We start from the raw sequence: 15,290 nt of genomic DNA on the forward strand, positions 1-15,290 counted from the left end.
TATGCCGAGAATCAGCGTAATCGGGCAGGTTCTGCCGGAACTGAAAAAGAGGAAAAAGGTGGCGGCTTATGCGAGGGTGTCGATGGAGACGGAAATGCTCATCCATTCCCTTTCCGCGCAGGTCAGCCATTACAACGAATTGATACAAAAAAATCCTGATTGGGAGTTTGCGGGCATATATGCGGATGAGGGCATCAGCGGGAGGGACACAAGCCACCGCAGCGACTTCAACAGGCTGCTTGCGGACTGCGATGCCGGGAAGATTGACATGGTGCTGGTAAAATCCATCAGCCGCTTTGCAAGGGATACCGTGGACACGCTGACGGTGACGAGGCACCTGAAGGAACTTGGGATTGATGTTTATTTTGAAAGGGAGAATATCCATTCCCTCTCCGATGAAGGCGAGCTGCTCCTTACCCTGCTCGCATCCTTTGCGCAGGAGGAATCGCGCAGCATTTCAGAAAATGTGAAGTGGGGCATACGGAAACGGTTTGAAGAGGGCATCCCGAACGGGCATAAAGCGCCGTATGGGTATGAATGGGACGGAGAAATGTACCGGGCCATACCGGAGCAGGGAGAAATCATAAAGGAGATTTTTGCAAAATACCTTTCCGGCGCATCCGCCTACGGGATTGCAAAGGAGCTTTCGGAACGGGGCGTCACGGGGCAGAAGGGTGTGCCGATGGATGACTCCACCATCAAGTTCATCCTTGCGAATCCGTCTTACACGGGCTCCATGCTCCTGCAGAAAAATTTCATTTCCGAGGGGCATACGAGGAAAAGGAATAAGGGCGAGCTACCAATGTACATGGTGGAGGGGATGTTTGAGCCGCTCATCACGCAGGCAGATTTTGAAAAGGCACAGGCCATACGGGAGGGACGGGCGGAAAACGCCGCCAATAAAAACCCCGTGCTTACGGCTTTCTCCGGGCTGGTAAGGTGCGGGGAATGTGGCTGCTCGGCCAGCAGGCGCACCACGAAGTATGGAAAGAAATGGAACTGCAATACCAGGGAGCGAAAAGGGAAAGACGTGTGCGGGCTCCGGCCGGTCTATGAATCGGAACTGGAGCAGGCATCGGCCGCTGCCCTGGGGCTTGCCGCCTTTGACGGGGATGCCGTCAAAAGGGAAGTCGGGCAGATCGTCATAAATGCGGACAGCATTGAGTTTGGTATGAAAAACGGCAGGGTGAAGAAAATCATGAGGGCATACCAAAGGGGCCGCAGCGCATTTTCGCAGAAAATCACCTGCGGATGCTGTGGCAGGAAACTGGAATGCGATTACTGGAAGATGGGTCCGAAAGGGCAGAAGAAAAAATATAAGGTGTGGGTGTGTCGGGGATGCACATCCCGCAGGCTGATGGATGACGAGCTACGGGAGACTGTGGCGGCAGTCCTCGGCGGCGCGGACTACGAGCCAAGGTTCGTGAAGGAGGTCGCGGACGTGGCAGTGTTTGAGGACAGGTTTGAATTCCACTTTACGGAAGGGGGCATGGCAGAATGGCAAAGAAAGTGACGACGATCCCCGCCACGCTGAACCGGTTTGACTCCAGGCCGATTGCGGTGGCGAAGAAGCGGAAGACGGCGGGATATGCGAGGGTGTCCACGGATTCCGAGGAACAGGCGACAAGCTATGAGGCGCAGGTCGATTATTACACCCGGTACATAAACGAACGGGAGGATTGGGAGTTTGCCGGGGTGTATACGGACGAAGGCATCTCCGCAACGAACACAAAAAAGCGTGATGGTTTTAACCAGATGATCGAGGATGCACTGGTGGGGAAAATCGACCTCATCATCACGAAGTCGGTCAGCCGGTTTGCGAGGAACACGGTGGATTCCCTGACCACGGTAAGGAAGCTGAAGGAGAAGGGCATCGAGGTTTATTTTGAAAAGGAGAACATCTACACGCTGGACTCCAAGGGGGAGCTGCTCATCACCATCATGAGCTCCCTTGCGCAGGAGGAATCACGGAGCATTTCGGAGAACACCACATGGGGCAAGCGGAAACAGTTTGCGGACGGCAAAGGCAGCCTTGCCTACAGCACTTTCCTCGGATATGAGAAAGGGGAGGACGGCGGTCTGAGAGTGAATCCAGAGCAGGCGGAAACGGTAAAGCTGATATACCAGTTGTTCCTGCAGGGATTGAGTCCGTATGCCATCGGCAAGAAACTGACGGGGCTTGGCATCAAAAGCCCCGCCGGGAAGGACACCTGGCACCAGAGTTCGGTCAAGAGCATCCTCACCAACGAGAAGTACAAAGGGGACGCGCTCCTGCAGAAGCAGTACACGGCGGATTTCCTTACGAAGAAGCGGAAGAAGAACCAGGGGGAGATCCCGCAGTATTATGTGGAGGGGAACCACGAGGCACCTTCTTATGTCAATACTTTGCACACCCTTTAGAAAGCCCGTAAACTCGGGCTTTTTTGCTGGAATGGCGTTCTTGAAGGGGTGTTCAGAGAGACGGTCTGATGGAAGAACCGCCTTATTTTTATGCCCTGAAACGGCGTATTCGAGGCAGGGGGTGTGCAGAATACACGCAAACTGACAATCTCAATAAATATTAACTAATGTGAACAAACTCGTTGTAAATATTCCGATGATGTGTTAGAATGAAAGGCAACACGAACAAGCCGCAGTTAGAAGGAAAAGGACTACGAAATGGATAATACGAATCAAGAAAACTACATCAACCTGGATGAAGCTGCCGAGTACCTCGGGATAAAGCAGACTACGCTCCGCAGCTGGATAAAGGATCCCAAGAACGAGATTCCTGCCCACAAGGTCGGCAGGATGTGGAAGTTCAAACGATCCGAGATTGATGACTGGATCAACAGCGGAAAAAGCGCAATCGTAGAATGAGCCCGTTTTATGGTACGGCTCGTCTGATATAGTCATGCCTTGAGAGGTGGATTCAATTGGATATTTTTAATAACACGACGAAGGTTGTGAAGGACGATCTTGAAAAGAAGATCCGGAAAGGAAGCAGGGTCTCGATAGCCGCAGCCTGCTTTTCCATATACGCTTATCAGGAGTTAAAGGCAAGCCTCACGTCCTGCGATGAACTGCGCTTTATTTTCACCTCGCCTACCTTCGTTGCTGAGAAGACACAGAAGGAACGCCGGGAGTTTTACATCCCGCGACTAAAGAGGGAAAAGAGCCTCTACGGCACGGAGTTCGAGGTAAGGCTCCGCAATGAACTGAAGCAGAAAGCCGTGGCGATGGAATGCGCGGAATGGATGCGGAAGAAGGTGACATTCCGCTCAAACGTCACCCATGAGGGGATGAACAACTTCCTGCTCGTGGACGGCGGCGAGGATGCCTACACCTATATGCCGATGAACACATTCACTACCGTGGATCTCGGCTGCGAGCGTGGCAACAACCTGACGAACGTGGTCACGCGCATGGAGAATCCTGCCAGCCAAGAGTTCCTGCGCATTTTCGATTCGGTATGGAATGACGAGGACAAGCTGACGGACGTGACCGAGGAAGTAATCGAGATGATCTCCACGGTCTATCAGGAGAACGCTCCGGAACTTGTCTATTTCATGACGCTTTACAACATCTTCAACGAGTTTCTTGAGGACATCACGGAGGATGTACTGCCGAACGAGGCTACCGGATTCAAGGACAGTGTTGTGTGGAACAAGCTGTTTAATTTCCAGAAGGATGCCGCCCTCGCTATTATCAACAAGCTGGAGCAGTACAACGGCTGTATCCTTGCGGACAGCGTGGGGCTGGGCAAGACCTTTACTGCCCTTGCAGTCATCAAGTATTACGAGGGACGCAACAAGAACGTCCTCGTCCTCTGCCCGAAGAAGCTGTCGGAAAACTGGATGACATACCGGGGGAATCTCATCAACAATCCACTGGCCGGGGACAGGCTCCGCTATGACATTCTTTATCATACAGATTTGTCGAGGGACAGCGGAAACACGGTAATCGGGCTGCCGATTGACCGTATCAACTGGGGAAACTACGACCTGGTCGTCATTGATGAAAGCCATAACTTCCGCAACGGCAACGGGACCAACAGCCGTGGCGGTGAGAAGGAGAACCGCTATATGCGCCTGATGAACCGGGTGATCAAGCCGGGGGTGAAGACAAAGGTTCTGATGCTCTCGGCCACACCTGTCAATAACCGGTTTTATGATCTCCGCAACCAGCTGGCACTTGCATATGAAGGTGACCCGTCAGAATTTAACGAAAAGCTGAATACGAAATCAGATATTGATACGATCTTCCGTCAGGCACAGAAAGTCTACAATGCCTGGTGTGACCTTCCGGAAAAGGAACGGACGACAAGCACGCTCCTGTCACAGCTGGACTTTGACTTTTTCGAGGTGCTGGACAGTGTGACGATTGCGAGGTCGCGCAAGCACATCCAGACATATTATGATGTTGCTGACATCGGCACGTTCCCTCAGAGGAATAAGCCGAAGACCCTGCGTCCGAAGCTGACAGACCGGGAAGGGGCTATCAACTACAAAGAAGTTTTCGAGCTGCTTTCCAAATTGCAGCTGACGATATATACGCCTACCATTTACATCCATGCCAGCAAGCTCCACAAGTACCTTGACGAGAAGGAAACGGAGAACTTCCGCAAAGGCCGTGAGCTTGGCATCAAGCGATTGATGAGCATCAACTTATTGAAGCGCATGGAAAGCTCCGTGCATTCCTTCCTGCTGACGGTAAGGCGCATTTACGACTACTTGTATGACATCTCGCAGATCATCGAGCAGTTTATGAAGGACGGCACGGGCGATTTGAACGAGATGAGCGATCTCTCTGGCGTTTCAGACGAGTTTGATTATGATGACCAGAACACGGACTTCTTCGGTGTCGGCAAGAAGGTGAAGATCGACCTTCGGGACATGGACTACATTTCATGGAAACGCGACATTGATGAAGACCTTGATAATTTGCAGTTGCTTATCCTCATGGTGGAGGACATCACACCTGAATACGATTTCAAGCTGAATGAGTTGATCCGTGTCATCCGGGAAAAGGCGGCAAGCCCTATAAACGAAGGCAACAGGAAGATACTCATCTTCACGGCGTTTGCCGACACGGCTGATTACCTGTTTGAAAACATCAGCCAGATGGCATTAAAGGAACTGGGGCTGCATACTGCCCTTGTGACTGGTTCCGTGAACGGCAAGACCACCATTCCCAGGTTCAAGGCGGACATGAACCACGTGCTTGCCTGTTTCTCTCCGAAGTCCAAGGACAGGGACGTGCTTTATCCGCAGGACAAGGCGGACATCGACATCCTGATCGCTACGGACTGCATCTCCGAGGGGCAAAACTTGCAGGACTGCGATTTCTGCGTGAATTACGACATACACTGGAATCCCGTCCGAATCATCCAGCGTTTCGGGCGTATCGACCGTATCGGCAGCAGGAATGCAGTGATACAGCTTGTGAACTTCTGGCCGGATCTGGATCTGGACGAATACATCAACCTGAAGTCCAGGGTTGAGACGAGGATGCGTATCTCCGTCATGACTTCCACGGGTGATGACGACCTGATCAACCAAGAGGAGAAAGGCGACTTGGAATACCGCAGGAGCCAGCTGAAGAAATTGCAGGAAGAGGTCGTTGACCTTGAGGACATGACCAGCGGCGTTTCCATCATGGATCTGGGACTGAATGAATTCCGTATGGATCTGCTGGCGTACATGAAAGAGCATGGGGACATCGATCACACGCCTTTCGGCATCCATGCCGTGGTGAAGGGCGAGAAGCCGGGAGTCATCTTCGTGCTGCGGAACGTGAACGAGAATGTCAACATCAAGAACCAGAACAGGCTGCATCCTTTCTACATGGTGTATGTGGATATAGACGGCGGCGTGGTCTCCAACCATTTGCAGCCGAAGGACACGCTCGATGTGATGCGGCATATGGCGAAAGGGAAAGCTCTGCCGGACAAGGCTCTGTGCGAGAGGTTCAACAAGGCTACGGACAACGGAAGGAACATGGGCAAGGTATCCCGGCTGCTGGAGGACGCCATCATGTCAATCATAGACGCGAAGGACGAGGGGGACATCGACAGCTTCTTCAGTGTCGGACAGACCACCTTCCTCTCCGGCGGCTTCTCGGGACTGGATGATTTTGAATTGATATGCTTTATGGTGGTGATTTGATATGATAGATTTCCCGACTGCTACAAAGGTACACCGGCGACTGCCGAAGGAGGCTTTCTACAAGCGCCTTCCGCTCACGAAGGTGCTGAAGGACAAGTTCGTGTCCGATGTGGACAGGATTGTCGTAGAGAACAGTCTCACCAAGGAGAATCTGAATCTGAACGAGGATTCGGATATAAAGGAAATACTTCTCTTGTCGATAATCTTAAAGAAGCAGGAGTTTGATGGGAAGGTCATCGAGGCAATTGCAAGACAGAATCCGCACAAGCTGGTGTTCCTGCTCTCGCATGAGGACCGTCGGCAGCTTGCGCTCTACCACGGCAAGCTGTACCGGACACAGTGGATGGACGAGACCGAGGTGGATCTGAAACCGCAGGGCTTTTCCCTTGGAGAGATATGGGATGCCTTCACGGAACAGATTGCGCTGTATGAGGAACGAGCTGAAAAGACGGATGCCTTGTCCGTGGATGAGCGGCTGAAGCTCCAGGAAGAGATCGTGAAGCTGGAAAAGCTCATCCAGAAGACCGAGGCTGCAGCATGGAAGGAACAGCAACCGAAGAAGCAGTTTGAACTGTATTCCAGACTGAGGGAATATAAGAAACGGCTGGATGGACTTAAAAACGGCATTATATAATTACGGAGACCAGAATGAAGAAAGTGCTGATAACCGAAAAAAGCAAAGGCAGAAAAATCACCCTTTCCAACTACACGCACATCCGGGCATATCACGCTTGCAGGATTGAGGATATTGAAGCCTATAAGAAGAATGGTATTGTTCCTTTCACGGAGCAGTCTGCTATAGAAGATGCGGTAAAGAAGCTTTCGGATGAGCGATTGACCGAGGATGATGTTCGAGCGCAAGCCGAGAAGGTTTGGGAGAAATACAGCATACATAGCCATAAGGTGTGGCTTAGTTTGGAGCAATCAGAATTGCTCGGAGACGCTTGCCATTATCTGATTTACGGCAGTGAGTTCTTGAATGCCGTGGCGGCAGACCTGTGGTGCCGGGATAAATTGAAGATAATAGGCAAGCCCACGATTATTGCTTGCGATGTACCGTTAAGCACGGTTTCGGATACATGGACTAACGGACTGGAGCAAGCGGTAAAAAATAGTGAAACATCAATGCGTTCCATTGCGGTAGATCGTGTTTCGCCGGAGGACATGGTGGATTTCATTTTTCCGACAGGCTATGTTAAAGATCCATATTTAGGATACGCAAATTATAAGCTGGGATGACCGCTTACACAAAACAGAAACTGGAGGTTTTGAACTATGGATAATCTGAAGATGCATACCCCTGACCTTGCGGAGGAGAACTACAAGAAGCTGGCGGCGATGTTCCCGAATGCCGTGACGGAAACGATAAATGAGGACGGAGAAGTTGTACGTGCCATCGACGCTGATGTCCTACGGCAGGAGATTTCTGCCGCCGTGGTGGAGGGAACGCAAGAACGCTATCAGTTCACATGGCCAGATAAGAAGAAATCGGTGGTGCTGGCAAACCAGCCCATCGCAAAGACACTGCGCCTTGTGAGGGAGAAGTCTGTCGGCAGAGACGGCACTCCGGGAAGCATTGATACGGAAAATATTTATATCGAGGGAGATAACCTCGATGCGCTGAAGTTGCTCCAGGAAACATATCTGGGTCAGGTCAAATTGATTTATATTGATCCTCCGTATAATACGGGCAGTGACGTTTTTGTTTATGACGATGATCGCTCCATTTCGAATGACGACTTCTCGGAACGGAGTGGTCAGTATGATGATAGAGGAAGCATTCTCTTTGATATTCGCCAGAACAATGAATCTAATGGTAGATTCCATACGGACTGGCTTAATATGCTGTACCCACGTCTTCGCATTGCAAAGGACTTCCTTTCTTATGATGGAGTTATATTCATTTCAATAGATGCTCATGAGTTGGAGAATCTCATAAAAATTTGCAATGAAATCTTTGGTGAGAGCAATCAACAGGCCGTAGTGACCTATGTTAGGAAGACATCTGGGAAGCAGGACAGTTCAAATTTTATGAACTCAACAGAATATATTCTTGTCTACAGCAAAAGTGATGCATGGGATTGTTCTCCCCTTGTTGCAGAAAGCAATGTCACTAATAGATACAACAAGGAAGATAGTGAGGGACGAAAATACCGTGAGACAGACTTGAGAAAAACGGGGTCTGGGGACCGACGAGAGGATAGACCCCTGATGTGGTATCCCTTTTACTTTAATCCAACAACAAATGATTTGCTGGTACGTGAGCAGGAGGATTCAGGACTTATTGCGGCAGGTTACAAGGAAATTTGGCCTATCAAGCCAGACAACTCTGAAGGAAGATGGCGCTGGGGGTTCTCAACAGCAACACGGAATATTCAATTTCTTATAGCTCGAATTATGCCCAAATATGCCTCTGGAGAAAAGTACACAGTATATGAAAAGGATTACATTGATAAAAAAGGTGAGGTTCGTACAGTAAAAGAACACACAAGTTGGGATAGAACCGAATTCAATTCTGACAATGCAATGCAAGAATTTAAGAAGTTGGGATTTAGCAACCAGTTGTTCCCTTTTCCCAAGAGTTCTGCTCTCATGAAGCATATTGTTTATTTGGCTAATTGCCAAGACTGCATTGTCATGGATTTCTTTTCGGGTTCTGGAACTTTTGCGGAGGGAACACTTCGATTAAACTCTGAAGATAATGGTGGACGACATTTTATTCTTGTACAGTTACCTGAAGTATGTGAAGAATCGAGTGATGCCTATAAAGCGGGTTTTTCCACCATCTGCGATATCGGCGAGGAACGCATCCGTCGAGCTGGAAAGAAAATTAAAGAGGAAACTAGCACAGATATTGATTATGGTTTCCGCGTTTTCCGCGTGGATACCACCAACATGGAGGACGTGTACTATCGCCCTGCAGACTACAACCAAGGACAGCTACAACTTTTTGCAAACAACATCAAGGCGGACAGAACCTCAGAGGATCTGCTCTTTCAAGTGATGCTTGACCTCGGTATCCTGCTCTCATCCGAAATTGAAGAAACCGAGATTGCAGGAAAGAAAGTGTTCATTGTCGGCGGGAGATATGAGACATTAAATGGGGAAATATGTACTCATCTCGTCGCCTGCTTTGATACTGACATCACCGAAATAACGGTTACAGAAATTGCGAAGCTTCACCCATCCTATGCGGTTTTCCGTGACTCCGGCATAGCCAGTGACAGCGTTATGACCAACTTCGAGCAAATTTTTGAAACCTACAGTCCGAAAACTCAAAGGAAGGTGCTGTAATGGCAGATATGAAATTCAAATTCACTATACAGCCTTACCAGACCGAGGCTGTAGACAGTGTGGTCGGTGTATTTGCCGGCCAGCCCTTTAATGACCGGTTCACCTATCGCAGAGACGTTCAGGTTAAAAGAGACATTACAAACTGGAACGTCTCTGATGAAGAGCTGTACATGGGATTTGCCAATGCCAAGGTTCAGCTGGACTTAGGCCAGATCCTCACCAACATCAACAGGATTCAGACGAGGAACAACATCGGTCTGTCGCAGATGGTGAAGTCCAGCGGCTTGGGGGTATGCTCCCTTGACGTGGAAATGGAAACCGGCACGGGCAAGACCTATGTGTATATAAAGACCATGTTCGAATTGAACAAGCTCTACGGCTGGAGCAAGTTCATCGTAGTCGTGCCGAGCATCGCCATCCGCGAGGGTGTCCGCAAGAGCTTTGAAACCATGGAAGACCATTTCATGGAGCATTATGGCAAGAAGGCAAGGGTGTTCGTCTATGACTCCAAAAACCTCTCCGAGATTGATAATTTCAGCCAGAGTTCGGATATCAACGTCATGATCATCAACATCCAAGCTTTCAACTCGACCTTTGACGAGTCAAAGAAGAACAGCGTCTCCAAGATTATCAACTCCGCAAGGGACGACTTCGGCAGCAGGAAGCCGATTGATGTCATTGCGGCAAACAGGCCTATCGTTATCATGGATGAGCCGCAGAAAATGGGAGGCAGCGCGACACAGGCGGGTATCAAGCGTTTCAATCCGCTTTTCTGCCTGAATTACTCCGCTACCCATAAGCAGCATCATGACCTTGTGTACGTTTTGGATGCCTTGGATGCCTATAACAAGAAGCTGGTAAAGAAGATTGAAGTAAAGGGATTCGATATCAAAAATCTTCGGGGAACGGACAGTTATCTCTTCCTAGAGGGCATCGTAATCTCTCCAAAGAAGCCACCGATGGCTCGTATTGAGTTCGAGATCGGCTACAACAAGTCCATTAACCGAGAGACCAGGATTCTTGGCGTGGATGATGACCTGTTTGCGCTGTCAAAGAACATGGAACAGTACCGGGGCTACCGTATAAGCGAGATTGATCCGATCCGCAACATGGTGTCCTTTACCAATGGAGAGACAATCCATTCCGGCGAGGTTATCGGTGATGTATCCGAAGCGGATCTGCGCAGGGTGCAAATCCGTGAGACCATCCGCTCCCACTTCGAGAAGGAAAAGGAACTGTATGGCAAGGGCATCAAGACGCTTTCCCTGTTCTTCATCGACAAGGTTGAGAACTACCGCAGATACGATGATGACGGAAATGAAATAAACTCTGAATATGGGGAGATTTTTGAGCAAGAGTACATTGACATCCTAAATGAATACCTGACGCTTTTCAATACGCCGTATGAGCAATATCTGCGCTCGATTGAGGCTCACAGCACTCATGCCGGGTATTTCAGCATCGATAAGAAAGGCCGCAAGGTGGACAGCACCATCAAGCGCGGCAGTGACGAAAGTGATGACATCTCCGCTTACGACCTGATTCTGAAGGACAAGGAGCGGCTGCTGTCGTTCGAGAATCCCGTGCGCTTCATCTTCTCACACTCCGCTCTGCGCGAGGGCTGGGACAATCCGAATGTGTTCCAGATCTGTACGCTGAAACATGGCGGCAGCTCGCCTACCCAGAAGCGGCAGGAAGTAGGCCGTGGCCTTCGCCTCTGCGTCAACCAGAACGGTGACCGCATGGATTGGGATACTTTGGGAAGCCAGGTGCAGCAGATCAACCAGCTGACGGTCATTGCTTCTGATGGCTACAGGGATTTCGTGGCTGACCTTCAGAAGGGAATCCGGGAGGATCTGTACGAGCGTCCTACCAAGGCTACGCCGGATTACTTCATCGGCAAAACTATCGTTATCGATGGCAACGATGTCACCGTGTCCGACAAACAGGGACGGGATATTTACAGGTACCTCATCAAGAACGAGTACATTGATGATGATGACAGGGTTACGGACAAGTACCGTGCAGACCTTGCGAACGGAGTGCTGGCTCCCGTGCCGGAAAGCTGCTCTGAAATAACTGAGGGCGTACACGCTCTCGTGCAGAGCATCTTCGATGAACACGCTCTCGATGACATGATCAGCGATGGCCATGACACTAAGATTCAGGAGAACGCCCTGAACGACAATTTCTACAAGAAGGAGTTCCAGACGCTCTGGAACTACATCAACCATAAATACGCCTACACGGTGGAGTTTGACAGCGAGGAGCTTATCAAGAAATCCATTGCCCACATCGATGACAAGATGTTCGTGGCAAAGCTGCAATACACCGTGACCACTGGCGAGCAAGGGCAGGACTGGAACGCCGACAAATTGAAAGGCGGCGCGGGTTTCGTTGCGGAAAAGAGCCAGACCTATACGCTCGACCGGGCGGCAGGGAGTACGGTCACCTATGACCTTGTCGGCAAGGTCGCAGAAGGCGCAAAGCTCACCCGGCGGTCTGTCGCAAGGATTCTTGATGGAATCAGTCCGTTCAAGTTTGCCATGTTCAAGAACAATCCGGAGGAGTTCATCGCCAAGGCGATACGCCTGATTAATGAGCAGAAGGCAACGATGATCGTTGAGCAGATTACCTACAACAAGACTGAGGGAACCTACGACAGCGCAATCTTCACGGCAGAGAAAAATACGGATTTCTCAAAGGCCTACCGCTCCAGAAAGAACGTGCAGGATTACGTATTCACGGATGGCTATGCGAAGGACGGTCAGAGCATCGAGCGGAAATTTGCCGAGAACATGGATCTGGCAGAGGAAGTCTGCGTGTATGCCAAGCTGCCGAAGGGCTTTTCCATTCCTACGCCGGTTGGCAGCTACTCGCCTGACTGGGCTATTGCATTCCACAAGGGCACCGTGAAGCATATCTTCTTTATAGCGGAGACAAAGGGAACGATGGAAACGCTGAATCTGAAACCGATAGAAAAAGCAAAGATCGACTGCGCAAAAAAGCTGTTCGCATCGCTCTCTGATAACAACGTGGTATACAGCCATGTGAACAGCTATCAGCACCTGATTGACATCATGGAGAGCCTGTAGCGGGTAGGCTCTCTGAAGAATGTATAGAATGGAGTTTGCATATGTATTTTGATAGCAATTTTATTCTGGAAAAAATAAACAGTCGGCGCGAGGATAGGGAGCAAATTGCTTCTGAAGAAGAATTGCTCACACTCCTTGATCCCGAAATAGATGCCGGGGGAAAAGTAGTCGCTGACACTCATATTCCCACCGAAGAACTGCTCACGGCTTTTTCCGAGCTGCGATTGAAACTTGCTGAACACATGAAGCTGGATGACATCCTGTTTTTATTTGGGAACGGCGCATCTATGTACGCAGGATCGAAAGATACGCGGGACTTCAAGCTGAGTGAATACAAGGACGAGTATTCAGATCTCGCCACCATCATAGACAAGGTAGGGGCTCTCAATGGTATAGAGGAGCAGCTCAATGCGCTCATTACTGCAAACGCATATTACCAGTTAGTAAAGGACGATAAGAAAAACCAGCTTGTTACAGAGCTTATTGACAAGGTTAAGGGTGCATTAATCGAAAGCTTTGTAAATTCCGTTGATTACAGGAAACTGTCACTGCATGAGATTTTCCTGTTGAAGCTCCGCACGTTCGATTGCCTGAAACGGACGAGCATCTACACACCGAATTATGATTTGGCTTTTGAATATTCGCTTGATAAATTGGGCATAGAATACAAGGATGGTTTTTCTGGATTTGTGAATCGGAACTTCAATCCAAGAACGCTCCAAGGGAAAGACAAAACCGCATTAATCAAAATACACGGGTCCGTTAATTGGGCTGTGGAAGAAGACAAAATAAAGGAATTCCAGCCTAAATTCAAAGACGGAAAAGTGGATATAGATGACACGAAACCCGTGCTTATTTATCCGACATCCCACAAGCTGTATCAGACATACAGCACCCCTTACAGCGAGCTGATGAGGCATATGCTGGATGAAGCCGAAACCGGAAAGAATGTTATTATTATATTGGGATATAAGTATGGAGATGATCACATCAACGAAATCCTGATTAAGGCGTTGGAAAACCCGAATAACATCTTCTACTTTTTCCTATACAATCCAGATGAGGAAGGGAGCTTTATTGACCAGATTAAGCGGCTCGCTGACAGTATGCCAAATATAAATATCATGGCTGGTAAAGTCCTCGCCGATTTTAAGACGTTTGTAAAATATATCCTTCCTGCCACACCAGAGAAGACCGATCAGGAGAAGGCAATTGAACTTCTTCGGAAAGTGCTGGTATCACATGCAAGTTAATGAGATTGGGCGCATTACAAAAATCACTGGATCGAAAGTCCTTATTCGCGTGACAGAGGAATCTGCCATAAACAGGCTCGGTGTGGAAAGCTTTGTGGCAAGCTATATTTCTGTCGGTTCTTTAGTAGGGACAAGGCTTGTGGACAGCCGTATCCTGATAATGACCGTGGAGGAGATATATGACAGCGATGCGGATATATTTGTTTCCTCTTCAATCAGTGGCATTTTTGACGAGGTGACAGAAAAATTCACTTTTGGAACAAATACATATCCACTTGTTGGCGAACAGGTTTTTAAATTATGGAACAAGGTTCTCGGTCACATCTTTGCTCCTGCTGAAAAAGTGAATCCATCGACCATTGGAACATATATTTATGACAACAGCGTAACGGTAGGCTATAATCCGAATGTCCTTTTCGGAAAACACCTCGGTGTCTTTGGAAATACAGGCAGCGGCAAGACATGCACGGTCGTTTCCATCATCCAGAATTACATTCGGGAAAATAAAGGCAAAGATATCAAATTTATTATTCTTGATGTCAATGGAGAATATCAAAGAGCATTTGATGAAGATGATGCGGATTATATATCTTTTGATAAGCTCCGTTTCCATCACAGCCTCCTTAGCAATACGGAATATGGACGACTTTTTCGAGCGGCGGAGGGCGTCCAGTATCCGGCATTAAAGGACTGCATCACTTCATTGAAGGCAGAAAACGTCAGATGGAGTCTTGAAGAATTGCCATCACAGATAGAACAATGGATTGATAAACATACAGATATTCAAAATGGAAAGAAAAGCGATTTCTCAAAGAATCAGATAAGCGGATATTTACGTACAATGAGTCTGCGTATTGATGGCATCATTGAGGATGAATCTTTGATGGGCGTTATCAACAATGCCGATGCTGCGTCTACAATGGATGCGATTCTACATACTGGGAAGAAGGTAATTATTCTTGATCTTCAAGTATCCAGTGACGCCTTGGATATTGTCGTGTACATGCTGTTTAAGGCCATATATGAATATAAAAGCAGAAACCGCGATACCACACATTTATGCCTCGTGCTGGAGGAGGCGCATCGGTACATAAATGTGAATGCGGAAGAAAGCAGACTGGGAAGCTACTATATCGATAAACTCTCACGAGAAGGCAGGAAATTTGGGGTGGGTCTAATCATTGCTTCACAAATCCCATCGATGCTTGCCTACGAGGTAGTTAGCCAGTGCAACTCTGTTATCATGCATAAGATAACCAGTAAGCGTGATATGGAATTTTTGCGTGGTGTGCTTCGGGTTTCCAACGATACATTTTATCTGCAGATGAGCGCATTGGAGAAACAGCATGCCATTGTCTGCGGCGAGGCTTTCCCAAATGATTCTATTGTGCGGATTCACGATGCCAGACCGCTTCCAAGAAGCAATGATCCGGAAATTGAAGACCTTATTCTATGTGATGCTAATTAAAAATAATTGGGTATTTCTGAACCATGAAAGCTTT

Annotated in this window: 9 protein-coding genes and 1 pseudogene; all 10 read left to right on the forward strand. The window is 48.7% G+C overall.

The genetic code is table 11. The features are described 5' to 3' along the window. Position 1 precedes the first annotated feature (1 nt). The 10 genes and pseudogenes from Q0Z69_RS06380 to Q0Z69_RS06425 all read left to right on the forward strand — a co-directional run bounded on the left by Q0Z69_RS06380 (position 2) and on the right by Q0Z69_RS06425 (position 15,256). Positions 2–1,513 (forward strand): recombinase family protein, encoded by a 1,512-nt coding sequence (locus Q0Z69_RS06380; protein ID WP_298030995.1) that lies wholly within the window; start codon positions 2–4, stop codon positions 1,511–1,513. After that, positions 1,498–2,367: pseudogene (locus Q0Z69_RS06385) on the forward strand (recombinase family protein); the annotation flags it as partial. The gene Q0Z69_RS06380 and the pseudogene Q0Z69_RS06385, both read left to right, overlap by 16 nt. A 291-nt stretch (positions 2,368–2,658) precedes the next feature. Beyond that, entirely contained in the window at positions 2,659–2,859 is a 201-nt protein-coding gene (locus tag Q0Z69_RS06390) for a helix-turn-helix domain-containing protein (RefSeq protein ID WP_298030998.1), read from the forward strand. 56 nt (positions 2,860–2,915) lie between these two features. Beyond that, complete coding sequence (locus Q0Z69_RS06395; protein WP_298031001.1) at positions 2,916–6,146, forward strand: helicase-related protein; 3,231 nt, start codon at positions 2,916–2,918, stop codon at positions 6,144–6,146. Between the two features lies 1 nt (position 6,147). Next, positions 6,148–6,780, forward strand: a complete 633-nt coding sequence (locus tag Q0Z69_RS06400) for a DUF4391 domain-containing protein (RefSeq protein WP_298031004.1) — start codon at positions 6,148–6,150, stop codon at positions 6,778–6,780. 14 nt (positions 6,781–6,794) lie between these two features. Further along, positions 6,795–7,385: a hypothetical protein gene (locus Q0Z69_RS06405; protein ID WP_298031007.1), complete on the forward strand. Its 591-nt coding sequence runs from the start codon at positions 6,795–6,797 to the stop codon at positions 7,383–7,385. A gap of 36 nt (positions 7,386–7,421) precedes the next feature. Continuing rightward, a complete protein-coding gene (locus Q0Z69_RS06410; protein ID WP_298031010.1) occupies positions 7,422–9,440 on the forward strand; it encodes a site-specific DNA-methyltransferase in 2,019 nt (672 codons plus the stop codon). 8 nt (positions 9,441–9,448) lie between these two features. Continuing rightward, positions 9,449–12,535, forward strand: coding sequence for a type III restriction-modification system endonuclease (locus Q0Z69_RS06415; RefSeq protein WP_298031099.1), 3,087 nt, complete (start codon positions 9,449–9,451; stop codon positions 12,533–12,535). 41 nt (positions 12,536–12,576) lie between these two features. After that, complete coding sequence (locus Q0Z69_RS06420; RefSeq protein WP_298031012.1) at positions 12,577–13,788, forward strand: SIR2 family protein; 1,212 nt, start codon at positions 12,577–12,579, stop codon at positions 13,786–13,788. Beyond that, positions 13,748–15,256: an ATP-binding protein gene (locus tag Q0Z69_RS06425; RefSeq protein WP_298031014.1), complete on the forward strand. Its 1,509-nt coding sequence runs from the start codon at positions 13,748–13,750 to the stop codon at positions 15,254–15,256. The genes Q0Z69_RS06420 and Q0Z69_RS06425 overlap by 41 nt, the downstream gene beginning before the upstream one ends. The last annotated feature ends 34 nt before the right edge of the window (positions 15,257–15,290 follow it).

The sequence above is a fragment of the uncultured Dysosmobacter sp. genome (genome assembly GCF_947631165.1).
Taxonomy (GTDB): Bacteria; Bacillota; Clostridia; order Oscillospirales; family Oscillospiraceae; genus Oscillibacter.